The sequence below is a fragment of the Streptomyces sp. NPDC096310 genome (assembly GCF_044763125.1).
GTDB lineage: Bacteria > Actinomycetota > Actinomycetes > Streptomycetales > Streptomycetaceae > Streptomyces.
This window is the reverse complement of record NZ_JBIWFO010000044.1, coordinates 1-25,364: the sequence shown is the minus strand read 5'-3', so window position 1 is coordinate 25,364 and position 25,364 is coordinate 1. Positions and strand designations below refer to the sequence as shown.

25 protein-coding genes are annotated in these 25,364 nt (G+C 70.9%); 8 read left to right on the top strand and 17 right to left on the bottom strand.

The window, feature by feature from the left end:
* Window positions 1-339, top strand: a 339-nt coding sequence (locus ACIQ7D_RS36610; RefSeq protein WP_403945438.1) for a Scr1 family TA system antitoxin-like transcriptional regulator, incomplete at its 5' end; no start/stop codon positions are given.
* The gene (locus ACIQ7D_RS36605; RefSeq protein WP_403945436.1) at window positions 336-575 is read left to right on the top strand and encodes a DUF397 domain-containing protein; all 240 of its coding nucleotides are present in this window, start codon (window positions 336-338) and stop codon (window positions 573-575) included. The genes ACIQ7D_RS36610 and ACIQ7D_RS36605, both read left to right, overlap by 4 nt.
* 82 nt (window positions 576-657) lie before the next feature.
* Here the strand turns inward: ACIQ7D_RS36605 and ACIQ7D_RS36600 are convergent, their stop codons facing one another.
* The gene (locus tag ACIQ7D_RS36600; protein ID WP_403945434.1) at window positions 658-1,392 is read right to left on the bottom strand and encodes an alpha/beta hydrolase; all 735 of its coding nucleotides are present in this window, start codon (window positions 1,390-1,392) and stop codon (window positions 658-660) included.
* 854 nt (window positions 1,393-2,246) lie between these two features.
* Between ACIQ7D_RS36600 and ACIQ7D_RS36595 the strand changes: the two genes are divergently transcribed.
* From ACIQ7D_RS36595 to ACIQ7D_RS36585, 3 genes are all read left to right on the top strand, one after another.
* Window positions 2,247-3,074, top strand: coding sequence for a rhamnogalacturonan acetylesterase (locus tag ACIQ7D_RS36595; protein WP_403945432.1), 828 nt, complete (start codon window positions 2,247-2,249; stop codon window positions 3,072-3,074).
* Window positions 3,075-3,108: 34 nt separating this feature from the next.
* Window positions 3,109-3,879, top strand: a complete 771-nt coding sequence (locus ACIQ7D_RS36590) for an alpha/beta fold hydrolase (RefSeq protein WP_403945430.1) — start codon at window positions 3,109-3,111, stop codon at window positions 3,877-3,879.
* 82 nt (window positions 3,880-3,961) lie between these two features.
* Complete coding sequence (locus tag ACIQ7D_RS36585; RefSeq protein ID WP_403945427.1) at window positions 3,962-5,149, top strand: serine hydrolase domain-containing protein; 1,188 nt, start codon at window positions 3,962-3,964, stop codon at window positions 5,147-5,149.
* 66 nt (window positions 5,150-5,215) lie between these two features.
* Here ACIQ7D_RS36585 and ACIQ7D_RS36580 read toward each other — a convergent pair whose 3' ends face one another.
* The 8 genes from ACIQ7D_RS36580 to ACIQ7D_RS36545 all read right to left on the bottom strand — a co-directional run bounded on the left by ACIQ7D_RS36580 (window position 5,216) and on the right by ACIQ7D_RS36545 (window position 14,214).
* Window positions 5,216-6,382: a hypothetical protein gene (locus ACIQ7D_RS36580; protein ID WP_403945424.1), complete on the bottom strand. Its 1,167-nt coding sequence runs from the start codon at window positions 6,380-6,382 to the stop codon at window positions 5,216-5,218.
* A gap of 52 nt (window positions 6,383-6,434) precedes the next feature.
* Window positions 6,435-7,382: an STM4015 family protein gene (locus tag ACIQ7D_RS36575; RefSeq protein WP_403945440.1), complete on the bottom strand. Its 948-nt coding sequence runs from the start codon at window positions 7,380-7,382 to the stop codon at window positions 6,435-6,437.
* Between the two features lie 103 nt (window positions 7,383-7,485).
* On the bottom strand, window positions 7,486-8,475 hold the full coding sequence (gene hemB, locus ACIQ7D_RS36570) for a porphobilinogen synthase (protein ID WP_403945423.1): 990 nt from the start codon (window positions 8,473-8,475) through the stop codon (window positions 7,486-7,488).
* Window positions 8,476-8,698: 223 nt separating this feature from the next.
* On the bottom strand, window positions 8,699-10,360 hold the full coding sequence (locus ACIQ7D_RS36565; RefSeq protein WP_403945421.1) for a uroporphyrinogen-III synthase: 1,662 nt from the start codon (window positions 10,358-10,360) through the stop codon (window positions 8,699-8,701).
* On the bottom strand, window positions 10,357-11,370 hold the full coding sequence (gene hemC, locus ACIQ7D_RS36560) for a hydroxymethylbilane synthase (protein ID WP_403945418.1): 1,014 nt from the start codon (window positions 11,368-11,370) through the stop codon (window positions 10,357-10,359). Before hemC ends, ACIQ7D_RS36565 begins: the two co-directional genes overlap by 4 nt.
* Entirely contained in the window at window positions 11,367-12,743 is a 1,377-nt protein-coding gene (locus ACIQ7D_RS36555) for a glutamyl-tRNA reductase (protein ID WP_403945417.1), read from the bottom strand. Before ACIQ7D_RS36555 ends, hemC begins: the two co-directional genes overlap by 4 nt.
* Window positions 12,740-13,558, bottom strand: coding sequence for a redox-sensing transcriptional repressor Rex (locus ACIQ7D_RS36550; RefSeq protein ID WP_403945415.1), 819 nt, complete (start codon window positions 13,556-13,558; stop codon window positions 12,740-12,742). The genes ACIQ7D_RS36555 and ACIQ7D_RS36550 overlap by 4 nt, the downstream gene beginning before the upstream one ends.
* Window positions 13,559-13,935: 377 nt before the next feature.
* A complete protein-coding gene (locus tag ACIQ7D_RS36545; protein WP_403945412.1) occupies window positions 13,936-14,214 on the bottom strand; it encodes a glutaredoxin family protein in 279 nt (92 codons plus the stop codon).
* Between the two features lie 159 nt (window positions 14,215-14,373).
* On the opposite strand from ACIQ7D_RS36545, the gene ACIQ7D_RS36540 reads away from it, so the two are divergent.
* The 3 genes from ACIQ7D_RS36540 to ACIQ7D_RS36530 all read left to right on the top strand — a co-directional run bounded on the left by ACIQ7D_RS36540 (window position 14,374) and on the right by ACIQ7D_RS36530 (window position 18,070).
* A complete protein-coding gene (locus tag ACIQ7D_RS36540) occupies window positions 14,374-15,330 on the top strand; it encodes an HAD family hydrolase (protein ID WP_403945410.1) in 957 nt (318 codons plus the stop codon).
* A gap of 458 nt (window positions 15,331-15,788) precedes the next feature.
* Complete coding sequence (locus tag ACIQ7D_RS36535) at window positions 15,789-16,583, top strand: ECF subfamily RNA polymerase sigma factor, BldN family (RefSeq protein WP_403945408.1); 795 nt, start codon at window positions 15,789-15,791, stop codon at window positions 16,581-16,583.
* 248 nt (window positions 16,584-16,831) lie between these two features.
* Window positions 16,832-18,070 (top strand): DUF5667 domain-containing protein, encoded by a 1,239-nt coding sequence (locus ACIQ7D_RS36530; RefSeq protein ID WP_403945406.1) that lies wholly within the window; start codon window positions 16,832-16,834, stop codon window positions 18,068-18,070.
* 132 nt (window positions 18,071-18,202) lie between these two features.
* Here ACIQ7D_RS36530 and ACIQ7D_RS36525 read toward each other — a convergent pair whose 3' ends face one another.
* The 8 genes from ACIQ7D_RS36525 to ACIQ7D_RS36490 all read right to left on the bottom strand — a co-directional run bounded on the left by ACIQ7D_RS36525 (window position 18,203) and on the right by ACIQ7D_RS36490 (window position 25,210).
* Window positions 18,203-19,294: a lysophospholipid acyltransferase family protein gene (locus ACIQ7D_RS36525; RefSeq protein ID WP_403945404.1), complete on the bottom strand. Its 1,092-nt coding sequence runs from the start codon at window positions 19,292-19,294 to the stop codon at window positions 18,203-18,205.
* Window positions 19,287-20,333, bottom strand: a complete 1,047-nt coding sequence (locus ACIQ7D_RS36520; RefSeq protein ID WP_403945401.1) for an NAD-dependent epimerase/dehydratase family protein — start codon at window positions 20,331-20,333, stop codon at window positions 19,287-19,289. The genes ACIQ7D_RS36525 and ACIQ7D_RS36520 overlap by 8 nt, the downstream gene beginning before the upstream one ends.
* Window positions 20,334-20,532: 199 nt before the next feature.
* Window positions 20,533-20,631: a 30S ribosomal protein bS22 gene (locus tag ACIQ7D_RS36515; protein WP_003948845.1), complete on the bottom strand. Its 99-nt coding sequence runs from the start codon at window positions 20,629-20,631 to the stop codon at window positions 20,533-20,535.
* Between the two features lie 181 nt (window positions 20,632-20,812).
* A complete protein-coding gene (locus tag ACIQ7D_RS36510; protein ID WP_158575903.1) occupies window positions 20,813-21,022 on the bottom strand; it encodes a helix-turn-helix domain-containing protein in 210 nt (69 codons plus the stop codon).
* Window positions 21,023-21,150: 128 nt separating this feature from the next.
* Window positions 21,151-21,966, bottom strand: coding sequence for a phosphatase (locus tag ACIQ7D_RS36505; protein ID WP_403945398.1), 816 nt, complete (start codon window positions 21,964-21,966; stop codon window positions 21,151-21,153).
* Window positions 21,967-22,103: 137 nt separating this feature from the next.
* A complete protein-coding gene (locus ACIQ7D_RS36500) occupies window positions 22,104-23,276 on the bottom strand; it encodes an acetoin utilization protein AcuC (RefSeq protein ID WP_403945396.1) in 1,173 nt (390 codons plus the stop codon).
* Window positions 23,245-24,471, bottom strand: coding sequence for an MFS transporter (locus ACIQ7D_RS36495; protein ID WP_403945393.1), 1,227 nt, complete (start codon window positions 24,469-24,471; stop codon window positions 23,245-23,247). Before ACIQ7D_RS36495 ends, ACIQ7D_RS36500 begins: the two co-directional genes overlap by 32 nt.
* A gap of 43 nt (window positions 24,472-24,514) precedes the next feature.
* Window positions 24,515-25,210 (bottom strand): HAD family hydrolase, encoded by a 696-nt coding sequence (locus ACIQ7D_RS36490; protein WP_403945391.1) that lies wholly within the window; start codon window positions 25,208-25,210, stop codon window positions 24,515-24,517.
* Window positions 25,211-25,364: the final 154 nt, after the last annotated feature.

Below are 25,364 nucleotides of genomic sequence, written 5' to 3'. Positions count from 1 at the left end.
GATCCGAAAACCGATCACTCTCAACTGCCTTCAACTGTCCCGGCCTTGGCACACCAACTCAACGAGCCAGTACCAGCAAAGTCACCGGTATTGGGGCTAGCCATCCAGTTCCTGCCGCTTAACCGCACAACCCACGCCGGGCTCGACGGCCCCTTCATCCTGCTGGAGACACCCGACCACCAGCATCTCGCCTATGCCGAAACGCAGCGCGGCAGTCACTGGATTTCCGACCCCGACGAGGTGTCCATCCTGGCGCGCAAATATGCGATGCTGCGATCGCAGGCCCTAACCCCCGAGGACTCCAGGGACCTGCTGAACCGTCTCCTGGGAGAGCAATGAACACCGCACTTCACTGGTTCAAGTCGAGCTACAGCGGCAGCGAGGGCGGCGAATGCCTCGAAGTCGCCTACGACTGGCACAAGTCCAGCTACAGCGGCGATTTCGAGGACGCCTGCGTAGAGGTTGCCCCCTGCCCCCACGCCGTCCACATCCGCGACTCCAAGAACCCCACCGGCCCCGTCCTCACCCTCGACCCCGCCGCCTGGGCCGCCTTCACCCCGTACGCGGCCGGCTAGTCCGAGGCGGTGCGACGTGCTCGCCCGCCATCACCGTCAACGGGTCCCAGACGATGCCGCCCGGCGTGCGCGCGGCCCGGCCTTACTTCAGGTGCCGGGCGAAGAACCCGGCCGCGTCCTCCCCTGCGAACTGCGGGACGCCGGTATGGCCGCCCATATTGGCGTGCAGCGTCTTCTCCTTGGAGCCGAAGGCGTCGAACAGGTCCAGGGCCGCCTGCCGGTCGTTCCCTTCGTCGTCCCACTGCAGCAGGACGTGCAGCGGAATGGTGACCCGGCGGGCCTCCTCGAACATGGCGGCGGGCACGAAACTCCCGGCGAAGAAGCCGGCGGCCACGATGCGCGGCTCGACCACCGCCAACCGGATGCCGATGGAGATCACTCCCCCCGAGTACCCGACCGGGCCGCCGATCTCGGGCAGCGCAAGAAGGGCGTCCAGGGCGGCTTGCCATTCCGGGACCGACTTTTCGACGAGCGGGAGGGTGAGGGCGTCGATGATCTCGTCGCCGACCGGCTCGCCGGCCTTGATGGCCCGGCGCAGGTCGGCGCGTGCCTGCTCGGCGGCGGCCCAGCGGGGCCGGTCACCGCTCCCGGGGAGCTCGATGGTGGCCGCGGCGAAGCCCTCCGCCGCGGAGTGCCGGGCCCGGGCCACCAGCCGGGGGTACATCCTGTGCAGTCCGAGCGGGGGGTGGCCGAGCAGGATCAGCGGGACCGGTGCGGATGCGGATGAGGGCGTCCACAAGATGCCGGGGATCTCACCGAGGGTGAATTCGCGCTCAAGGACGCCGTCGTCGAGACGCTGTTCAGAAGTGAATTGCATGGTCGTGCCTTTCGGGAGTGCACTGGAACGGCGCTCCCGGACGACGACCTATCGCCCGACCGTGACCCCGGAGGAGAGCACCCATGTCGATACGTTCACGGGTACCACCTCCTCGTTCTCTCGCACGGCCTCCGGAAACGTAGCAGTGGTCGCGGTGGTCCGCCAAACGGATTCCTGCGCGGGCCCCCTGGCCCGACGCCAAGGAGTCGGCACACTGCGCAGAGCTGCTTGGGAAGGCCGACCAACGCCCGCACACCCCGGCCGAGGAGTCCGACGGCCTGAGTTCCATCCATGTCTCCGGTCGGTACGGCCAGGGGCTGTCAGACCCTCCTGCCATGCTGTGCAGCGATCCGTTCGACCCTGCGCACGTCCGGGGCCGTGATGCCGAGGCCGATCTCCGCGAGGCCAAGCGGATCATCGCGGCCGGCGACGACGCGGGCCGCCGGATCAACTTCGCCGAGGGCGTCACCGATCCGGACCGGGGTGGCAACGCCCTGTTCTTCCCGGTCGAGGGGGGAGGAACGGAACGGCTACGAGGCGCTGGAGGAGGACGGGACGGTCGTCTGTCTCGCCTTCACCTCCTACGACTTCGTCTGACGAGGACGTGTCCGGGTGGTTGTCCCGCAGCCGCTTCACACCCGCCGAACCGTACGCCGTACGCCGTACGCCGTCCTCCAGCACCCGACTCCGACCTCACCGTGACCCGCGCGAATCGTGCTCCGCCCCACCGCCCTTCCGCGCCCATCGACCTTTTCGCGCCCATCGACCTTTCCGCGCCCGCCAACCTTTTCGCGTCCGGCGGCGACATCCGACTGACGACCCGGCATCACCCCACACCCCGTCAGGAGTCCCGGATGTCCCCCACCACCCCCCGCTCCCACCCCTTCTCCGCCGACCGCAGGCGTTTTCTCCTCGGCACCGGCGCCGCGCTCGGGGCCGGCGCCGCCACCGCGCTCGGGCTGCCGGGCACCGCGTCGGCGAGAAGCTCGGCCACCGGCACGCTCTACATCGCCAGTGACTCCACCGCGCAGACGTACAACTCCGGTTACTACCCGCAGGCCGGCTGGGGGCAGACGCTGCCCGCGTTCTTCTCGTCCAACATCACCGTCGCCAACCGGGCCATCGGCGGGCGCAGTTCGCGTTCGTTCATCGAGCAGGGGCGGCTCGCCTCGATCCATCAGGTGATCAAGGCGGGCGACTACCTCTTCGTCCAGTTCGGCCACAACGACGCGACCGTCGGCAACGCCGAGCGCTACACCTCGCCCGCCGACTACAAGGAATATCTGCGCAACGACTACATCCGGGCCACCCGCGCCCGGGGGGCGACCCCTGTCGTGGTGACTCCGGTGTCGCGCCGTTCGTACAACGCGTCCACCGGGCAGTTCAACGTCTCGTTCCCCCAGTACGTGAACGCCGCCAGGGCCGTCGCCGCCGAGGAGGGGGCGCCGCTGGTCGATCTGTCGGAGCTGAGCCGTGTCTACCTGAACGGCGTCGGGATCGAGGCGTCCAAGCGGGTCTTCCTGTGGCTGAACCCGGGGCAGTACCCCAACTTCCCCAATGGGGTCTCCGACGACACCCACTTCCAGCAGTACGGCGCCACCCAGATGTCCCGTCTGGTCGCCCAGGCCGTGGCGCGGCTCGGGCTGCCGATCTCCGGGGAAGTGAAGCCCGCCACAGCCTGAGTCCGTGGTCCGCGCGCTGTGCTTCGATGGCGTGATGGATCACACACCCGTACAACTGCCCGTTCTGCACTGGGGTCGACAGGACGCGCCCCGGCGCGTCCTGCTGCTCCACGGTCTGACGTCGGCCGCGGCCTGCTGGTGGTACGTGGCGGACGAGCTGGCCCGCGCGGGCTGGTCGGTGACCGCGCCCGACCTGCGGGGGCATGGGCTCGCGCCACGGACCCGGCGCTACGACATCGGCGGGTTCGTGGCCGACGTACTCCCGCTGCGACCGCCCGCGGCCCCGGACGGGTCCGCGGCGTGGGATCTCGTCATCGGGCACTCGCTGGGCGGTCTCGTCGCCACCGCCACGGTGAGCGCCGCGCCGGACTGGGCGGACCGGCTGCTGCTGGTCGATCCCGTGATCGCCGTACGGGAGGGGGAGATCGAGGGCTTCGTCCGGTCGCTGTCCGACGAGGTGAGGAACACCGACCCGGAGGCGATGCTCAGGGAGAACCCGGACTGGCACCCCGAGGACGCGTTCCTGAAAGCGCAGGCGGCGCGCCGGTCGAGTCCGTACGTGGTCGAGACGGTGCTGCGGAGCAACGCCCCCTGGTCGTACGAGCAGGCGCTGGCCGAGTACCCGCACCCTGTCACCGTGCTCGCAGCCGATCCGGACCGGGGGGCGGTCTTCAGCGCCGGGCAGGGGCGCCGTATCGAGGGCGCCCGCACCGGTTTCCGCTGGTCGGTGGTGGAGGGGGCGGGGCATGCCGTGTACCGGGACAACCCGGATGCGGTGATCGCGGCGGCCCTGGAATCCCCCTGATCTCCCGTTCCCGCCGGATCCGATGATTTCGGGCCGTGTCGGAGGTCTGCCTTCCCACCACACCCTGGAGAAGGTGGACCGTATGAACGACAAGAGCCTGAGCGATGTCCTTGATGCCCACGTCAACAGCGGATCCGTCCCGGGGGTCGTGGGCCTCGTGGCGCGCGGTGACGGGCGCGAGCCGGAAGTGGCGGCGGTCGGTTCCGTCGATACGGCCGGGGGCGTGCCGATGGCCCGCGATTCGATCTTCCGTATCGCCTCGGTCACCAAGCCCGTCACCGCCGCCGCGCTCATGATGCTGGTCGAGGACGGGCGGATCGGGCTGCACGAACCGGTCGCGACATGGCTGCCGGAGCTGGCCGCGCCGCGTGTCGTCCGTACTCCGGGGAGCCCGGTGGACGACGTGGTCGAGGCCACGGCGCCGATCACCGTCTTCGACCTGCTCACCTTCCGCGCCGGGTACGGCTTCCCCGCCGACTTCTCGCTCCCGGCCGTCAAGGCCCTCTTCGAGGAGCTGACCCAGGGGACGCCGGAGCCGCTGCACACGATGGCGCCCGACACCTGGATGGCGAAGCTGTCCCGGATCCCGCTGCTGCACCAGCCGGGCGAGGTGTGGCTCTACAACACCTGCTCCGATATCCAGGGGGTGCTGATCGCCAGGGTCGCGGACCGCCCGCTGCCGGAGTTCCTGGCGGAGCGCGTCTTCGAACCGCTCGCCATGGTGGATACGGGTTTCACCGTGCCGGCCGCGAAGCTCGACCGCTTCACCAGCTACTACAAGCGGGACGGGGACATCGGTCCCGGCAAGGGCCTCGACCTGGTCGACGCCCCGGACGGGCAGTGGAGCAGCCCGCCGCGGTTCCCGTCCGGCGCGGGCGGGCTGGTGTCGACCGCCGACGACCTGCACGCCTTCGCGCGGATGCTGCTCGCCGGGGGCCGCGCGGGCGACCGTGCGCTGCTGACGCCCGAGTCGGTCGCGCGGATGACCACGGACCACCTCACCCCGGCGCAGCGCGAGGCGAGCGGGCTGTTCACGGAGGGCCAGGGGTGGGGTTTCGGCGGCTCGGTGGATGTGGTGGAGTCCGCGCCCTGGAATGTACGGGGCCGGTACGGCTGGGTCGGCGGTACGGGAACGGCCGCGCACCTCACCCCGTCCACGGGCGCGGTGACGATCCTGCTCAGCCAGGTGGCCATGACCGGCCCGACCCCGCCCGCCCTGATGCGGGACTTCTGGCGGTACGGGGCGGGCGCGGGCGGCGGCACGCGGTGACGAGCGCGGGGCCGGCCCCCTTCGCGGCGCCCACCGTGGGCGGTCACCGGCCGAGGGCCACCACCGTCATGACCGGGCCGCCGCCGACCCCGGTATCTCCGGGTACTCCACCTCGTCGGGCAGCCGGTAGCCGAACTCCTTGAGCCGCGCCGCGACATCCGCCGGGGTGCGTCCCGTCAGGCTCGCGCTGCACAGGACGTTCTCCAGGAGGACGTCGTCCAGGAGCGAGCGGTCCGGGTCGAGCGACTTCAGCAACCGGATGTCCGCCTCGTCGGCGGCCTCGGGCAGCCGCGCGTGCTCGGGCAGCCGGTGACCCAGTTCGGCCAGTCGTCCGGCGATGTCCTCGGGGGTCCGCCCGGTGGCCAGGGCCGCGCGCAGGACGTGTCGTGGCTGTACGCCGACCACGTGGCGCACGGCCAGCCAGGGGCCCCGGCCGTCGAGGTGTTCGCTGAGGATGACGAAGTCGTCCGCCTCCGGGGTGTCCGGTACGCCGTTCGGGACGTGGTGGCCCAGCTCCGTCAGGCGGGCGACGATCTGCCCCGGGGTGCGGTCCAGGTCCCGGGCGACGGCGAGGATGTGCCCGACGGCCGTATGCCCGTCCCCGATGATCCGCTCGTCCTCCGGTTCGGGGGTGTACGGCAGCCGGAACCCCAGCTCGATCAGGCGCTCGGCGGCGGCGCCCGGGCCGCATCCGAGGGCGCGGGCCACATAGTTCACCTGCTGCGGCCGCACCTCCGCGCCCCGCTCCAGCCATTCGTTGTCTCTGGCATTCGTACGGATCAGCAGAAGGTCCCGGGGGTCGGGGGTTTCGGGCAGCGGCGGATGTCCGGCGCCCGCGACCCGGTAGCCGAAGGAGAGCAGGGTGCGCTCGACATCGGCGGGGCTGCGGCCCGCCCGGGCGCCCGCGCTGAGCAGGTGCCGCAGCGTCACGGGGGTGGCGACGCCGATCCAGCCGAGGTGGTCGTCGGTCCTGCCCTTCTCGTTGGCCAGCAGGGCGTCCTCGCGGTCGACCGTCTCCGGCAGCGGGCCCTCGGGGCGCTCGATGTCGGTGAACCCGAGCGCGGTCAGCCGCGCCACCACGGCGTCCGCGCTCCACCTCATCCCGGCCGCCGCGTACAGGACGTGTCCGTACGGCACCGTCCGGTCGGTCGTCCGCCAGGGGGCCCTGCCGGCCAGACGGAGACTGGTGATCCGGTTGTCGTCCGGGTCCTCGAACTCGGGGGTGTGCCTCATCGGGGCGCCTTTCGCGGTGGTGTGGGGACGAGAACGGGAACGCCGGCGGTGCTCATTCGGCCACCGCGACGTAGCGGCCGTTCCCGTCGCCGAATTCGAGAAGGTACGCGTCCTCGTCGTTCCGTCCGCGCAGATGCACCCGGACCCCGGCCGGCTCCAGCGTCGTCCACAACCGCAGCATCATGTCCCGGCTGAGGAAGTGGTGGGAAAGATCGAGCAGTTCGAGATGGGTCAGCGGCTGTCCGTGCAGCAGCGCCTCCGCGCCCGCGTCGGAGAGCGTGCCCATCGACAGACTCAGCGAGATCAGCTGTTCCACGACCGGCGCCGAGGCGAGCGCGGCGGCTATCTCGTCCTGGATGGGGCTGTTCTGGATCCCCAGGTGGCGCAGGTTCGGCTTGCCCACCCCGGCGAACAGCGGGGCCAGGTCCTCGACCGTGGCGCCGCCCCCGTACTCGTCGTCGCCGAGCCACAGCTCCAGGCTCTCCAGCGCGGGCAGTTCGGCGGCGGCGATGTGCGCCGCCGCCTCCGGGGGCAGGCCGCCGGACTCGACGCGCAGCACACGCAGTTCCTTGTGGCCCGTCACGGGGAAGTCCAGGCCCTCCCCGCCGCGTACCGCCAGCTCCCGCAGCCCGGGGAACGCCTCCAGGAACGGAGCGAGATCGCTCTGGCCTATCGTGGAGATCATCGCCTCGTCGTCCTCGACATCGCCGAGGAAGACCGCCTCCAGCGAGGTGAACCGGTGGCTCTGCTCGATCAGGCAGCGCTCCCCGGCACCGCCCTCGAAGTCGTACCAGGGAAAGCCGAGGACGACCGCCCGCACCTTCTCCAGCTCGACGGTCGCCACGAAGCGCTCCCAGCAGTCCTGGTAGTGCTCGTCGGACACGTACGGCCCGCACTGGAAGCGCCAGGCGACGGCTGCCGGGTCCGGCAGCTCCGCCGGGCGCGCGAACTGCGGAAAGGTGAACGCGGAGAGCCCGTGGAACTCCCGGACGTGCTGCACGTGCGACAAGATGAGGCTCCCGGGTTCGGGGGGGCTGCTCGGACACCTGACGTTCTATCAGTGGCCACTGACAACAGGCCCCGGCCTCGGTCGAACGGCCTGCTCAGAGCCGGTGCGCGGCCTCCGTCGCCCAGTACGTGAGGATCATGGACGCGCCGGCGCGCTTGATCCCCGTCAGGGTCTCCAGGATCGCCGCGTCCCGGTCGATCCAGCCCTTCTCCGCCGCCGCCTCGACCATCGCGTACTCACCGGAGATCTGGTACGCGGCGACCGGCACGTCCGTCTCGTCCGCGATCCGCGCCAGGATGTCCAGGTAGGGCAGGGCCGGCTTGACCATCACCATGTCGGCGCCCTCCGCCAGGTCGAGCGCCAGCTCGCGCAGGGCCTCGCGGGCGTTGGCCGGGTCCTGCTGGTAGGTCTTGCGGTCGCCCTTCAGGGACGAACCGACGGCCTCGCGGAACGGGCCGTAGAACGCCGACGAGTACTTCGCCGTGTACGCGAGGATCGACACGTCCTCCCTGCCGATCGTGTCGAGCGCGTCACGGATCACCCCGATCTGGCCGTCCATCATGCCGCTGGGGCCCACCACATGGGCGCCCGCGTCGGCCTGGACCTGGGCCATCTCCGCGTACCGCTCCAGCGTCGCGTCGTTGTCGACCCGGCCCTCGGCATCCAGCACCCCGCAGTGGCCGTGGTCCGTGAACTCGTCCAGGCACAGGTCGGACATGACGACCAGGTCGTCGCCCACCTCGGCCCGCACGGCGCGGATCCCGGCCTGGAGGATCCCGTCCGGGTCCGTGCCCACCGACCCCGTCGCGTCCTTCTTCGCCTCCTCCGGAACGCCGAAGAGCATGATCCCGGAGACCCCGGCCGAGGCCGCGTCCACCGCCGCCTTCCGCAGGGTGTCCAGCGTGTGCTGGACCACGCCGGGCATCGAGGAGATCGCCACGGGCTCGCTGATCCCCTCGCGTACGAACGCGGGGAGGATCAGGTCCGCCGGGTGGACCCGGGTCTCCGCGACCATCCGGCGCATCACCGGATTGACGCGCAGCCGGCGGGGCCGCGAGCCGGGGAAGGATCCGTACACAGTCATCGTCAGTCGCCTCTCGCCCCTCTTGGGTGTCCTTACGGGCGCGTCCTGCGCGTGCGGGGCCACCTCCGACGATAGCCCCGGGCGCCCCATGGCCTTACCGACACCGGGACCGGGAAACTCCGGCACCGCGGGCGCGGGGCCTTACCGAAAACACCCGTCACGCACGGCGCGGCCCGGCCGCTTCGGCGACCGGGCCGCGCCCCTGTCTCTCACGTACACGACCTCAGGTCGTCGTACGGCGTCTCCTGCTGCCCGGACGGCGCTCGCTCGGCCGCGTGACCGTTTCGCCCGCCTCCTTGGCGGCCTCCCGGCGCTGCGTGCCGAACGCGGCCAGCGCCTCCGCCAGCTTGTGCACCGACGGCTCCGGCGCCAGGACGTCGACGCGCAGCCCGTGCTCCTCGGCGGTCTTCGCCGTCGCGGGGCCGATGCACGCGATCACCGTCACGTTGTGCGGCTTGCCCGCGATACCGACCAGGTTCCGGACGGTCGAGGACGAGGTGAACAGCACGGCGTCGAAACCGCCGCCCTTGATCGCCTCGCGGGTCTCGGCCGGCGGCGGCGAGGCGCGCACGGTGCGGTACGCCGTGACGTCGTCGACCTCCCAGCCCAGCTCGATCAACCCGGCCACCAGCGTCTCCGTGGCGATGTCGGCGCGCGGCAGGAACACCCGGTCGATCGGGTCGAAGACCGGGTCGTACGGCGGCCAGTCCTCCAGCAGCCCGGCGGCGGACTGCTCACCGGACGGTACGAGGTCGGGCTTCACGCCGAAGTCGACGAGCGATGCGGCGGTCTGCTCGCCCACCGCGGCGACCTTGATCCCGGCGAAGGCACGGGCGTCGAGCCCGTACTCCTCGAACTTCTCCCGTACGGCCTTGACCGCGTTGACCGAGGTGAACGCGATCCACTCGTAGCGCCCCGTCACCAGGCCCTTGACCGCGCGCTCCATCTGCTGGGGCGTACGCGGCGGCTCGACCGCGATGGTCGGGACCTCGTGCGGGACCGCGCCGTACGACCTGAGCTGGTCGGAGAGCGAGGCGGCCTGCTCCTTCGTGCGCGGGACGAGGACCTTCCAGCCGAACAGGGGCTTGGACTCGAACCACGCGAGCTGGTCGCGCTGTGCCGCGGCGCTGCGCTCACCGACCACGGCTATGACCGGCCGGTGTCCCTCCGGGGAGGGCAGCACCTTCGCCTGCTTCAGGATCTGGGCGATCGTCCCGAGCGTCGCGTTCCACGTCCGCTGGCGGGTGGTCGTACCGGCGACGGTGACGGTCAGCGGGGTGTCCGGCTTACGGCCGGCCGCGACCAGCTCACCGGCGGCGGCGGCCACCGACTCCAGGGTGGTGGAGATGACGACCGTGCCGTCGCTGGCGCCGACCTCGCTCCAGCAGCGCTCGCTGGCGGTCCTCGCGTCCACCATGCGTACATCGGTGCCCTGGGCGTCGCGCAGCGGTACCCCGGCGTACGCCGGCACACCGACCGCGGCGGCGACGCCGGGGACGACCTCGAAGGGGATGCCCGCGGTGGCGCAGGCGAGCATCTCCGTGCCCGCGTCGCCGTCGAGCCCGGGATCGCCCGCGACCGCACGGACCACCCGCCTGCCGCCCCGCGCGGCCTCCATGACAATATTGGCCGCATCCCGGATCGCGGGGATCCCGGCGGCTACTGACGCATCGTCAACAACCGTCAGTGCGGGGGTGCTCACACCCGCCCTCGCATGGCTCCGTACGACGTCGAGCACATCAGGCTCGGCGATCAGTACGTCCGCCCCCGCGAGCGCCTCGACGGCGCGGAGTGTCAGCAGACCCGGATCTCCGGGTCCGGCACCTAGGAAGGTGACGTGCCCCGATGCGGAGCAGGCCGGAAGGTCAGAGGTGGTGGGGCTCAATGTGCTCGCTCCCCCATAAGACCGGCCGCACCCTTGGCGAGCATCCCGGACGCGAGTTCGCGCCCGAGCGCGAGGGCGTCGTCGAGCGACGTGGGTACGGGACCGGTGATGGACTGCTGCACCAGCGTCGAGCCGTCGGTCGTGCCGACGACGCCGCGCAGGCGCATTTCGTTGACAACCTGTCCGTCGGCCAGCAGGTCGGCCAGCGCACCCACAGGTGCGCTGCAGCCGGCCTCCAGGGCGGCGAGCAGAGAACGCTCGGCGGTCACGGCGACCCGGGTGTACGGGTCGTCGAGTCCGGCGAGCACAGCGGCGAGGTCCACGTTGACCGCGGCGCACTCGACTGCGAGGGCCCCCTGGCCGGGGGCCGGCAAAACGGTGTCGACCGGCAGGAGGTCGGTGACTTCGTCCGACCTGCCGATGCGATGGAGTCCGGCGGCGGCGAGCACGACGGCGTCGAGCTGCCCGCTGCGGACGAAGCCGATCCGGGTGTCTATGTTCCCGCGGATCGGCACGGTCTCTATGGTCAGCCCGTGACTGCGCGCGTACGCGTTGAGCTGGGCCGTGCGGCGCGGCGATCCCGTACCGACGCGGGCCCCGTCGGGCAGCCCCTTGAAGAGCAGCCCGTCCCGCGCGATCAGCGCGTCCCTGGGGTCCTCGCGGCGCGGCGTGGCCGCCAGGGTCAGCTCGGCGGGCTGCGCCGTCGGCAGGTCCTTGAGGGAGTGCACGGCGAAGTCGACCTCGCCGTGCAGCAGCGCGTCCCGCAGCGCGGTGACGAAGACGCCCGTGCCGCCGATCTGCGCCAGGTGCTCGCGCGAGGTGTCGCCGTACGTGGTGATCTCGACCAGTTCGACGGGGCGCCCGGTGAGCCCGCGCACCGCCTCCGCCACCTGGCGGGACTGGGCCATGGCGAGCATGCTGCGCCTCGTGCCCAGCCTCAGGGCCTTGTCGGGCCTCAACGGCTCCTCGGGCCGTGAGGCCGTCGGGGGCCTCAGTGCCTTCTCGGTCATACTCGCCCTCTGCCTACACCGTCGGTGTCATTCAGGTCGGCCCGGCTGACGGCGGCGACCGTCTGCGGGTCGAGGTCGAAGAGTTCGCGCAGCGCGTCCGCGTACCCGGCGCCGCCGGGCTCGCTGGCGAGCTGCTTGACCCGCACGGTGGGCGCGTGCAGGAGTTTGTCGACAACGCGGCGCACGGTCCTGGTGACCTCGGCGCGCTGTTTCTCGTCGAGGCCGGGGAGCCTGCTTTCGAGGCGGGCGACCTCGCTGTTCACCACGTCGGCGGCCATGGCGCGCAGGGCGACCACGGTCGGGGTGATGTGGGCGGCGCGCTGGGCGGCGCCGAAGGCCGCCACCTCGTCGGAGACGATGGTGCGGACCTGGTCGACGTCGGCGGCCATGGGGGCGTCGGCGGACGCCTCGGCCAGCGTCTCGATGTCGACCAGCCGTACGCCGTCGAGACGGTGCACCCCGGCGTCTATGTCGCGGGGCATGGCGAGGTCGAGGAGGGCGAGCGGCGCTGGGCAGCCGCGGGTCCGCAGCGCGTCCTCGACGGCGCCGGCCGTCAGGACGAGGCCGGTGGCGCCGGTACAGGAGACGACCACGTCGGCGCGGGCCAGCTCGCCGGGGACGGCGCTCATCCCCGCGGCGCGGGCGGTCAGGCTCCGCCCGCCGGGCGCGGTCAGGCCGTACTGGCCGAGGACCTGTACGAGCCGTTCGGCGCGGGCGGTCGTGCGGTTGGCGACGACGATCTCGGCGACCCCGGCGCGGGCGAGGGTCGCGGCGGCCAGCGAGGACATGGAGCCCGCGCCGATCACCAGCGCGCGCTTGCCCCTGGCCCAGGCGTCCACGTCGGAGCCGGTGGCGAGCTGTTCGAGGCCGAAGGTGACGAGCGACTGTCCGGCCCGGTCGATCCCGGTCTCGCTGTGGGCCCGCTTGCCGACCCGCAGGGCCTGCTGGAAGAGGTCGTTGAGGAGGCGGCCCGCGGTATGCAGCTCCTGGCCGAGCGCGAGCGTGTCCTTGATCTGGCCGAGGATCTGACCCTCGCCGACGACCATCGAGTCCAGGCCGCAGGCCACCGAGAAGAGGTGGTGGACGGCGCGGTCCTCGTAGTGCACATAGAGGTAGGGGGTCAGCTCGTCCAGCCCGACGCCGCTGTGCCGGGCGAGGAGGGTGGACAGCTCGGCGACCCCGGCGTGGAACTTGTCGACGTCGGCGTACAGCTCGATGCGGTTGCAGGTGGCGAGAACGGTGGCCTCGGTCGCCGGCTCCGCGGCGAGCGTGTCCTGCAACAGCTTGACCTGCGCGTCCGCGGAGAGCGACGCGTGTTCGAGGACGCTCACCGGCGCGCTGCGGTGACTCAGTCCGACGACCAGAAGGCTCATGCCGGCATCACCGCGGGGACGTCCCCGTCGGGTCCTTTCCGGCCGGAGGGGGCGGTCTCGGCCGAAGGCGCCGATGTCGTCTCGGCCACGCCCGCGGTGGACTCGCGCTCGGCGGGCGTCATCGCGGCGAGAGCCGCCTCGGCGGCGGCGCCCTCACCGGCCTTGCGCTGCTCGTGGAAGGCGAGGATCTGGAGTTCGATGGAGAGGTCGACCTTGCGGACGTCCACGCCTTCCGGCACGGACAACACGGTCGGCGCGAAGTTGAGGATCGAGGTGACCCCGGCGGCGACCAGCCGTTCGCAGACCTGCTGGGCGGCGCCCGCGGGGGTCGCGATGACCCCGATGGAGACGCCGTTGTCGCTGATGATGGTCTCCAGCTCGTCCGTGTGCTGGACGGGGATCCCGGCGACGGGCCTGCCGGCCATGGCGGGGTCGGCGTCGATCAGCGCGGCGACCCGGAAGCCACGGGAGGCGAACCCTCCGTAGTTGGCGAGCGCGGCGCCGAGATTACCGATACCGACGATCACGACCGGCCAGTCCTGCGTCAGCCCCAGCTCGCGTGAGATCTGGTAGACGAGGTACTCGACGTCGTAGCCGACACCGCGGGTCCCGTAGGAGCCGAGGTACGAGAAGTCCTTGCGCAGCTTCGCGGAGTTGACCCCGGCGGCGGTGGCGAGCTCTTCGGAGGAGACCGTGGGTACGGAACGCTCGGAGAGAGCGGTCAGCGCCCGCAGATACAGCGGAAGCCTGGCGACGGTGGCCTCGGGGATTCCTCGGCTACGGGTCGCCGGTCGGTGAGTTCGGCCAGTTGCCACGGTGCTCCAACGGGATGAGCTGGGCTGCAGGCGGCCGTATGTCCCAGGACCGCCCCGTCGAATGCAGGCTATGTCTTTGTGAACGCGTGCACAAAGATTGTGTCCGTTTTGTCCGAGCAAAGTGACCGGGGTCACGCGTCCCGATCCGGCCATCCCGGAACCGGGGACCGCTTCAGCCCGTTGCACACACGAAGGGGGCAAAACCGTACACACTCCTCACGAATACGCCCCCGCGACCGCTCTCCACAACCGTCCGGCGCCTGTTCCCGCACCGGCGGCGACCGCCCGCGCGTCTGGATCGCGTACGGAGGGCGCACGCGGGAACGATCACCGGAGAGAAGCCCGCAAAGCGCCCACGATGGTAACCGTCTTTCGCGTCACGCCCCCAGTTCGCGCCGGAGCCGCTCCGCGTCCACCCGCCAGAACGTGTGCTGCTCGCCGTCGACCAGCACCACCGGGATCTGCTCCCAGTACGCGCGGTGCAACGCCTCGTCCCGCGTGATGTCCTTCTCCTCCCAGGAAGCACCGGTCTCGGCACAGACCGCCTCGACGACCGCGCGGGCGTCGTCACAGAGATGGCATCCCGGCTTCGAGACAAGCGTCACCACCCGCTCGCCGGCCTTCTTCTTCGTCGTACGTCGCAACAAAGGACTCATGGCCCCCATTCTCCGCCCGCCGGGTGCCATGGCCCGCCGGTTGTCCACAACCGGGCCCCATTGGCATGATCACCGCATTAACACATCGGTCGCGGAGAGTTCACCCCCCGTCATCCCCACCCGTCCGGAACACCCGAACAGAATGGCTATGCTCACGCTATGGCCGCACTGGGATGGCTCACCCCCCGTAAGCGCTCCGCCACCGCGAGGAGCGTGCTCGCAGGCGAGGCCGCAGCCGAGGCCGGGCTCAAGTCCACGCAGGAAGCGCAGGAAGCACACGGCGCGCGGGACAGGGAATCCGCCGCCGGCACGGCCGACGAAGCGCCGGACTTCCCTGTCGCCGGGGACGACCGCGCCGCCGCCTTCTTCGACCTCGACAACACCGTGATGCAGGGCGCCGCGATCTTCCACCTCGGCCGCGGCCTGTACAAACGGAAATTCTTCCAGCGCCGCGAGCTGGCCCGGTTCGCCTGGCAGCAGACCTGGTTCCGGATCGCCGGCGTCGAGGACCCGGCCCATATGCAGGACGCCCGCGAGAGCGCCCTGTCCATCGTCAAGGGCCACCGCGTCTCCGAGCTGATGTCCATCGGCGAGGAGGTGTACGACGAGTACATGGCCGACCGCATCTGGCCCGGCACCCGCGCCCTCGCCCAGGCCCACCTGGACGCGGGCCAGCAGGTCTGGCTGGTGACCGCCGCCCCCGTCGAGACCGCCACGATCATCGCCCGCCGCCTCGGCCTGACCGGCGCCCTCGGCACCGTCGCCGAGTCGGTCGACGGCGTCTACACCGGCCGGCTCGTCGGCGAACCGCTGCACGGCCCCGCCAAGGCCGAGGCCGTCCGCGCGCTCGCCGCCGCCGAGAACTTCGACCTGGACCGCTGCGCCGCGTACAGCGACTCGCACAACGACATCCCGATGCTCTCGCTGGTCGGACACCCGTACGCGATCAACCCGGACGCCAAGCTCCGCAAACACGCGCGGACACTGGACTGGCGGCTGCGCGACTACCGCACCGGCCGCAAGGCGGCCAAGGTCGGCATCCCGGCCGCCGCCGGGGTCGGCGCCCTCGCGGGCGGCACCGCCGCCGCGGTCGCCCTGCACCGCCGCCGGCGCTGACGCCACCAGCCCCGCCCCGGCCCCAAGCGCCGGAGCCCGGCTCCAGAGCCCGGCCCCGCGCGCCCCGTGCCCGGCACCGACCGGCCCCACGCGCGTCAACCGTCTTCGACGCTCCGTCAACCGGGCGACACGCTTCTCGGCACATTCCCCCACAACGGAGGGCCCGGTGGGAACACCCGCGGGGCCCTCCGCACATCCGCACGCCGTCACTCAGGCACAACCCATCACGAGAGCAAGCAGATCTTGACGCAATCTGATCAATAAATGGTCACGATGTGCTACTAGATCCGCCTCCTAGGCGGCACGGAAGCGACGTAATCGATGATTTGAGCAACTGGGTGTAGTGCTGCCTGTACGAAGCGTTATTCTCCTCAGACGCATACCGGACCCCACCCGTCGCCACGACGAGTGAACGGTCCCGCACTGCACGTGATGGAAGCTCTGCCTCTGGGAGTCCCGTGTACCCACACGTCGGGGTTGACGCCTCGGGCCTGGCTACGCTGCGCGCAACGGTCCTCGACCACCTGCGCGGCTTCGTCCCCACCGCGTACGCCGTCCCCGCCTTCGCCGCACCGGCCCCTGCCGTGAGCGGCCCTATCGGACCTTGTTACGCCCTGGCGAGTGGTGGTGCGGCCGTCAGCAGACGGGCCGGCCGCAGCAGCTCCGCCGCCTCGACCACCGCCCGCCGGCCCAGCGCCGACAGCGACAGCGCCCGCATGATGGAGTTAGTCGAGCGCGCCCAGGCCGGTGAGGCCGAGGCCTTCGGCCGGCTGTACGACCAGTACAGCGACACCGTCTATCGCTACATCTACTACCGCGTGGGCGGAAAGGCGACCGCCGAGGACCTCACCAGCGAGACGTTTCTGCGCGCCCTGCGCCGCATCTCCACCTTCACCTGGCAGGGCCGCGACTTCGGCGCCTGGCTGGTCACGATCGCCAGGAACCTGGTCGCCGACCACTTCAAGTCGAGCCGTTTCCGACTGGAAGTGACCACCGGCGAAATGCTCGACGCCAACGAGGTCGAACGCAGCCCCGAGGACTCCGTCCTGGAGTCCCTCTCGAACGCGGCGCTCCTCGAAGCCGTACGGAAACTCAACCCCCAGCAGCAGGAGTGCGTCACGCTGCGCTTCCTCCAGGGGCTCTCGGTCGCCGAGACCGCCCGGGTCATGGGCAAGAACGAAGGAGCGATCAAAACCTTGCAGTACCGGGCCGTCCGCACCCTGGCCCGGCTGCTCCCCGAAGACGCCCGCTGACCCTCCCCGCCCCCACGCCCGCCCTCGCCACGGACCCAACTCACAGTCGGTGACGCCTCGATGACGCACTGGTCCGATCATCCTTCGTCCGTAACTCAAGTGCCGCGCCGCTCGTTGTGCGGGATGCAGGCTCCCTGCGGTCACGCCATGCCCGCAACCACTCACTCATTCGTGTGGATGCGCTCAAGGCGTGCAACCTTCCGGACCCCCAGGGGAGTCGATCGTCATGACGAGAGGAGGTGCCGCCAGTGATCGCGAACGTTTCGGCACACCGGCGGGCGAACGCCTTCGCCCAGGCCCTGGAAGACCAGACGCTCCAGGGCACGGCGGCCGAACAGCCCGCCGATCCGGCCGAACCGGCCGGACAGGGGCGGCTGTTGGCCCTGGCGAGTGGTCTCGGTGAACTGCCGAAACCCACGCTGGACCCCGAGGTCAAAGTGGTGCAGCGGGCGCAGCTCGTGGCCGCCATGGAGGCCATGCTGCTGGAGGGCGCAGCCGCGGGGGAGGTGAGACCGAGCCCTACGGTGCCCGAGCAGCGGAAGTCGGGCCGCGGTGCCCACCGCGCGTCCCCGCTGCGCAAACTGCGGCCGAGATCCCGCTGGTCCAAGGGGCTCGCGGCCGGCGGGCTCACGGTCGGGGTGGCGGCGGGCGCCTTCGGTGGTGTGGCCGCCGCCAGCTCCGACGCCCTACCCGGTGACTCGCTCTACGGGCTGAAGCGCGGCATGGAGGACTTCAAGCTCAACCTGGCGGGCGACGAGTCCGACCGCGGCGAGCTGTACCTCGACCACGCCTCCACCCGCCTCAGCGAGGCGCGCCGGCTGATGGAGCGCGGCCGCTCCGGCCAGTTGGACCACGAATCCCTGGGCGAGATCCGCCGCACCCTCGGCGGAATGAAACACGATGTCACCGAGGGCCACCGGCTGCTCCACCAGGCCTACGAACGGGAGGGCTCGCTCGGCCCGATCGCCACCCTCTCCTCGTTCTCCGCCGCGCACCGCCAGACCTGGAACGGGCTGCGCGACCGGCTCCCCGTACAGCTCACGGACGTCGGCAACGAAGTGAGTTCGGTGTTCGACGCCATAGACCAAGAGGTCGCCCCGCTCCGGTCCCTGCTGCCCAAGGCACCGGAGAAGCACCAGAACACCACCCGCCCCGGCTCCACCCAGGACTCCACGGGCCGCGGCCACCCCGCGCAGGACCACCCCGCGCCCGCCACTCCGAGCAGGAGCGGCGGTACGGACAGCGGCTCCGCGCACACCGAGGAGAGGCCCGACCCGTCGAGCCCCGGCTCGGCCACCTCGTCCGACGAGGGTCTGCTCGGCGGCAGTACGGGCGGCCTGCTCGACCCCCCGCAGAACAGCGCCGTCCCCTCGCCGTCCGAGAACGACAGGGACTCCAACGACCGCCCCGGCCCGGACATCACGATCCCGCCCCTGCTGCCCGACCTGCTCCCAGGGCTCGGCATCAAGGCGGAGGACGCCGACTAGGGACGCCGACCAGGGCTCCGTACCCGCGTACCGGGCGGCTGTCACAAGCCTGCCCGGTACGCGGGTGCGCCGGTACGCCGTGTCCGCCGGTACGTCGTGTCCGCCGGGTCGAGTCCGCCGGTACGGCAGGAATCAGAAGAAGACGGACCGACGCTGCACCAGCAGCTTGTAGAGCGAGTGCTGGATCTGCTCGCGTACCTGATCCGTCAGGTTGAACATCAGCATCGGATCCTCCGCGGCCTCCGGCGGATAGCCGTCCGTCGGGATCGGCTCGCCGAACTGGATCGTCCACTTCGTCGGCAGCGGCAGCGCCCCCAACGGCCCCAGCCACGGAAACGTCGGCGTGACCGGGAAGTACGGAAGCCCCAGCAGCCGCGCCAGCGTCCGCGCGTTGCCGATCATCGGGTAGATCTCCTCGGCGCCCACGATCGAGCACGGCACGATCGGCACCCCTGCCCGCAGCGCTGTCGAGACGAACCCGCCCCGCCCGAAGCGCTGCAACTTGTACCGGTCGCCGAACGGCTTCCCGAGACCCTTGAACCCTTCGGGCATCACTCCGACGACCTCACCGGCCAGCAGCAGCCGCTCCGCGTCCTCCGCGCACGCCAGCGTGTGCCCGGCCTTCCGCGCCAGCTCGTTGACGACGGGCAGCACGAAGACCAGGTCCGCCGCGAGCAGCCGCAGATGCCGGTCCGCCGGATGGTTGTCGTGGACGGCGACCTGCATCATCAGCCCGTCCAGCGGCAGCGTGCCCGAGTGGTTGGCCACCACGAGCGCTCCGCCGTCCGACGGGATGTTCTCGATGCCCTTCACCTCGACGCGGAAGTACTTTTCGTACAGCGGCCGGATCAGCGACATCAGGACCTGGTCGGTGAGTTCCTTGTCGAAGCCGAACTCGTCGACCTCGTACTCGCCGGTGACCCGCCGGCGCAGGAACGCCAGCCCTCCCGCGAGCCGCCGCTCCCAGCCGCCCCCGCCGTCCGGCGCGGCCGCCGCCGGTGCCCCGGGCTCGCCCGTTTCGGCCCGCTCGCCGTCCTCGGGGGCGTCACCCGCCCGTGGTTCCGGTACGGGCGTCAGCGGCCCCTGAGCGCGCCGCGCCGCGCTGTCCTTGCCGTGGTGCTGCCGCCGGCCGCCACCGGCGCCCGAGCCCGTCCCGCCGCCCGAGCCGCCACCGCGCCGCGACCTCGGCTCCTCTCCGAAGGGGATGACCTTGGCATCAGCCATGTCCGGGGCGCTCCTTGCTGACGAGGGTGGAGAGACGGTCGACGGTACGGCCCACCGCCTCCGGCGGCAGCAGCCCCGCGTCCCGGGTGCGCGCGAAGTCCGCGAACGCCTCCGCGGTCGTGTACGAGGGCACGAAGCCCAGTGTCTCGCGCATCTGGACCGTACTGACCACCCGGCCGTGGGTCAGCAGCCGGATCTGCTCCGGCGAGAAGTCCGAGACCCCGACCGTGCGCAACGCCGTACCGACCCAGGTCACCGCCGGCAGCGGAACCGGCACGGTGGGCCGCCCGAGCCGCCGTGAGCACTGCGCGAGCGTCAGCACCCCGTCCCCGGCCACATTGAACGTGCCGCTGTTGAGCGTCCCGCGCCGCGGCGCCTCCGACGCGATCAGCAGCACGTCGAGCACGTCGTCCTCGTGGACGAACTGGAGCCGGGGGTCGTAGCCGAAGACCGTCGGCAGGACGGGCAGCGACAGGTACTCGGCGAGCGGCGAGTCCGCCGAGGGCCCCAGGATGTTCGCGAAGCGCAGCACGCAGACCGCCACATCGGGCCTGCGGCGCGCGAAGCCGCGTACGTATCCCTCGACCTCCACCGCGTCCTTGGCGAAGCCACCGCTCGGCAGCGCCTTGGGCGGGGTGGTCTCCAGGAAGACCGCCGGGTCCCGGGGCGCCGAGCCATAGACGCTCGTGCTGGACTTCACCACCAACCGCTGTACAGAAGGCGATTTCTGACAAGCGCCGAGGAGCTGCATCGTGCCGATGACGTTGGTCTCCTTGACCGCCGCCCGGCCGCCCGCGCCCAGCGGAGTGCCCGTCACATCGAGGTGGACGACGGTGTCGACCGCGTGTTCGGCCAGGACTCGCGCGATGGCGGGCCGGCGGATGTCCGCCCGGACGAACTCCGCCTCGCCCAACGCGTGCCCGGGGGGCTCCGCGTCCACGGCGATCACCCGGTCCACGCCGGGTTCGCGTTGCACACGCCGTACGAAACGGCCGCCGAGCTGCCGGGCCGCCCCGGTCACAAGCACGACCTTGCCCAAGATCCGCGCCTTCCCTAGACCTCCGGATCCGCCACAGACCTCTGGATCCGCCACGTCACCGTAGCGGGTGACCGTCGCGATGTGACGACCGCCGGACCCGCCACGTCCCCCTTTTGACCGGCAAATTTGACCGGCAAACAATCGTGGCCCTCCCACCATGTCGGTGAAAGGGCCACGAATGCGCGTACAGCTATCGCACTTACTTCTTGTTGCGACGCTGAACGCGGGTGCGCTTGAGCAGCTTGCGGTGCTTCTTCTTGGCCATCCGCTTACGCCGCTTCTTGATAACAGAGCCCACGACTACCCTCGCTCACTTCTCTTCACTCGGTGCGGGGCGTCTGGGCCCACACGACCTACGTCGGCCTAGCCTACCCGCCACCGAGTGAGGGACGTAATCCGAGGGAAACCCAGTCCCCCTCTCCCGGCGGCATTCGCCCTCCGACAAGCCTTGGAGGGCCGAACACCGCCGGTCACGGGCACTACGCGGACTCGACCCCCACAAAGGACTCGCGGAGGTACTCGTGAACCGCTTGCTCCGGAACCCGGAAGGACCTGCCCACCCGGATCGCCGGCAGATGACCGCTGTGCACCAAGCGGTACACGGTCATCTTCGACACTCGCATCACCGAGGCGACCTCCGCCACGGTAAGGAACTTGACCTCGTTCAGAGGCCTCTCGCCAGCAACCATGATCCACCTGTACCTTCCGCACCCGACGGCCACCGGCTTCCCCTCCGGTAACTCTTCGTCGCTGTGCGCTCACATCCCAGACTAGGGGCGGGTGATGCGAGTGGGGAAGAGGAGCAGCCTCCGGCCGCCTACTGTGACAGACACGCCCGATTGAGTACATAGCGAGTAAGCGGCAGGTAGTAATCGGACCGCACGGCGTCATCAAGCGGAACGACCACCGACACCCGCCCCTCCGCTTCCCCGACGAAGAGCGCGGGATCGTCCGTGTCGGCCAGGCCGATGGCCTCGATACCGAGCTGACCTGCCCCGCAGACCCAGCCGTGGTCCCCGACGACAAGCCCGGGAAGCGGCCCCCCGGCCTCCGCCAGAGCCTCCAGTACGGCCCGAACCGGCAGCGGTGAGTGGGTATGTGCGCCGGTCTCACGCCCTGCGCACCGCACGCCGGGTTCCCGCACCAGCGCGACTCCCCGTACGTAGTCGAGGTTGTACGTGCGTACCCCGAACCGGGTCGTTATGTCGATACATCTCCCCTGCGCGGGGGTGAGGACGAGACATCCCGCCGACGACAAAGCGTCTGCCAACCCCGCGTAGAAACCGAGCAGACGATGCGGATGCCCCGTACCCAGCAACACCGCGGTCCGCCGGGCCGCCGCCTCGCCGAGACGCTCCGCGAACGCGGCCAGCGCCCGCAGCGTCAGCTCCGGATCAATCACATCAGGTCCCGACACATGATCGGAATCGCGCGAGACCCCGCACCTGTCGGCCATCAGAGAGAGCAAGTCCCGTTCGTCCCATGCCCATTCGGGATCGATTCCGATCGTCACCCGCGGATCCCGCGCGGCGAAGAGACGGTAACTGCGCAGACTCTCCTCCCGCGACGTCGCCACAGGACCGGCCAGCCTGGCCGCCAGAAGATGCGCCCGCAGGGCACCGGTGCTCAACACCCCACCGATGCTGCCGCCTTGCCCCCGACACCGGGCCGGAACCCCGGACAGACCGCACGGTTGGCGTAACGACCACTACGAACCGGCACGACGCCCGGTGCCACAGAGAGCCTGGCGACGGACCACGGATACGGCCGCTACGCCAGCAGCCCCCGCGCCGGGAACACCGCCCTGCGCGTCGCCAGCACCGCCTGGTCCAGCCGGTCCGCCGGGTCGTACCCCGAATCCCACGACCGCCAGGCCGGCGTCCGCCCGTCCGTCATCCGACCGGGCCCCCGCTGCCGCGTCCGCGCGTACACCTCGTGCCGCCAGGACTCCGGCGGCTCCGACAGCGGATCGACCGGCGCGTGTGCCGCGATCCCCACCAGATGGGTCCAGGACCGCGGCACCACGTCCACCACCGCGTACCCGCCCCCGCCGAGCGCCAGCCACCGCCCGCCGTCCACGTACTCGTGCACCAGATCGTGGCAGGACGCCTGCACCGCCCGCTGCGCGTCCAGCGACACCGCGAGATGCGCGAGCGGATCCTCGAAGTGCGTGTCGGCGCCGTGCTGCGTCACCAGCACCTGCGGCCGGAAGTCCGCCAGCAGCTCCGGGACCACGGCGTGGAAGGCCCGCAGCCACCCTTCGTCGCCCGTCCCCGCCGGCAGCGCCACATTGACCGCACCGCCCTCTCCCGCACCGGCGCCGGTCTCCTCCGGCCGGCCGGTCCCCGGAAAGAGCGTGCGGGGATGCTCGTGCAGCGACACCGTCAGCACCCGCGGGTCCTCCCAGAACGCCGCCTGCACACCGTCCCCGTGGTGCACGTCCACATCGACGTACGCGACCCGCTCCGCCCCCAGCTCCAGCAGGCGCGCGATCGCGAGGGCCGCGTCGTTGTAGACGCAGAAGCCGGACGCCGCCCCCGGCATCGCATGGTGCAGCCCGCCCGCGAAGTTCACCGCGTGCGCGCACTCCCCGCGCCACAGGGACTCCGCCGCGCCCACCGACTGTCCGGCGATCAACGCCGACGCCTCGTGCATCCCGGCGAACGCCGGATCGTCCTCCGTACCGAGCCCGTACGACGTTTCGGCGGCCCGCGGGTCGAGCGAGGCGCGCCGTACCGCGTCCACGTACTCCTGGCGGTGGACGAGCCGCAGCGTCGAGTCCCCCGCGGGCGGCGCCGCGACGACGTCGACGGCTCTGTCCAGCCCGTACGCCCGCACCAGCCCCATGGTCAGTGAAAGCCGTACCGGGTCCATCGGGTGGCTGGGCCCGAAGTCGTACGCCGTGACTGCGTCATCCCACATCAACCGTGCGCGGCCGCTCATGCCCGCCACCGTATCGGTCCTCCTCCGCCGCGAACGAGCGGGCGTACACCAGTGTCACGAGGACCATCACCATCGGTACGAGCATGGCCCCGCGATAACTCCACGCGTCGCCCAACGCCCCCACCAGCGGCGACCCCACCAGGAACCCCACGTAGTTGAAGACATTGAGCCGGGCCACCGCCGCGTCGCTCGCCCCCGGGAACAGCCGGCCGGCCGCCGCGAACGTCTGCGGCACGATCACACACAGCCCGAGCCCCAGCACCGTGAACCCGAGGATCCCCGTCCACGCCCCGGGAGCCAGCGCCACCACCGCGAACCCGCCTCCCGCCAGCACGGACCCGCACCGCACGACGACCACGGACCCGAACCGCCGCACCCCGAGATCCCCGACCGCGCGCCCGAGCAGCGTGGTGACCATATAGGCGTTGTACGGGACGGTCGCCAGCTCCTCCGAGCTGCCCAGCACGTCCTGGAGGTACTTGGCGCTCCAGTTGGAGACAGTGGAGTCCCCTATGTACGCGAAGCACATGACCAGGCAGAGCGGCAGCAGCACCCGGAAACCCACCGGCGCACGGCTCCCGGCCCCGCCCGAGCCGCCCTTCTCCTCGTCCTTCTCGTCCTTCTTGGCATCCACGTACCAGCGGGAGCCGACGAGCGCGGCCGGCAACAGCACCACCACGACCGGCAGATACGACACGAGCAGCGGCAGATGTCCGTGCGCCCCCACCCAGGCGAGCGAGGCCCCCGCGATCCCGCCGAGACTGAACGCCGCGTGGAAGCCGAGCATGATGCTGCGGCCGTACGCCCGCTGGAGACTGACGCCGAGCATGTTCATCGACGCGTCCAGCGCGCCGACGGCGAGCCCGAACGCCCCCAGCGCGAGCGCGAGCTGCCCCACGGCATCACCGGCCCCGACACCGAGCAGGGCCAGCAGGACGACGGGCTGGGAACAGCGCAGCACGAGCCCCGGCCGTATCCCTACGACCAGCTTCTCGGTGGCGACGCTGCCGACGCCGGCCAGCACGGGCACGGCGGCGAGGAAGAGGGGAAGGAGGGCGTCGGATATCCCGTACCGGTCCTGGATGGCCGGGATCCGGGTCACCAGAAGGGCAAAGCTCACCCCTTGGACGAAGAAGCTGAGCGCCAGCGAGAACCGACCGTGCCGCAACCGCACATCTGTCCGCACATCTGTCATGGCCGGACAGCGTAAGGCGCCCGTCTACCCATGGGTAGGTGGATCAGGCAATGGATCTGCCGAGCAGCCCCGGCAGTTCGGCCATCCTCGCGAAGTAGCCGGTGGCACCGGGCATTTTCCCGGCGGGCGTCATCGCCGTGAACGCGTATACGTCCATGCCCGCGGCCTGGGCGGCCCGGACCCCGAGGGGGCTGTCCTCGACGACGGCACACCGCTCGGGGGCGACGCCCATCCGCGCGGCGGCGTGCAGGAAGAGATCGGGCGCCGGCTTCCCGCGCCCGACGTCCTGGGCACTGAAGACGACGTTGCCCGAGTCGGCCGTCCGGTCCTCGTCTCCGCCCCGGCGGTGCGGGAACAGCCGGTCGAGACCGGTCTTCCGGTGCCCGACGCGGATCCGCTCGTGGCTCCCGGAGGAGGCGAGGCAGTACGGCACCCCGTCGGCGGCCAGCTTCTCGATCACCTCGACGACCCCGTCGACGGGCGTCAGCTCCTGCTCGAAGGCGGCGAAGACCCGGGCGTGCAGCTCCTCGTCGAAGTCCGCCGGCAGCCGCTGCCCGGTCCGCTCCCCCACAAGATCGTGGACGCGATGCACGGCGGCCCCCATGAAGTCCCGCAGGGAGTCCTCGTACGAGGTGGGATGGCCCAGTTCGGTGAGATAGCCGGCCAGGATGGTGTTGGAGAGCCGCTCGCTGTCGACGAGGACGCCGTCGTTGTCGAAGATGACGAGTTCGTAGCGCATACCGTCGACCCTAAACCGAGCCTCAATGGCCCCTGGAACGCAGAAATGCCCCGCACCAGAAGGTGCGGGGCATTCCCACAATAATTGTTCGGCGGCGTCCTACTCTCCCACAGGGTCCCCCCTGCAGTACCATCGGCGCTGTAAGGCTTAGCTT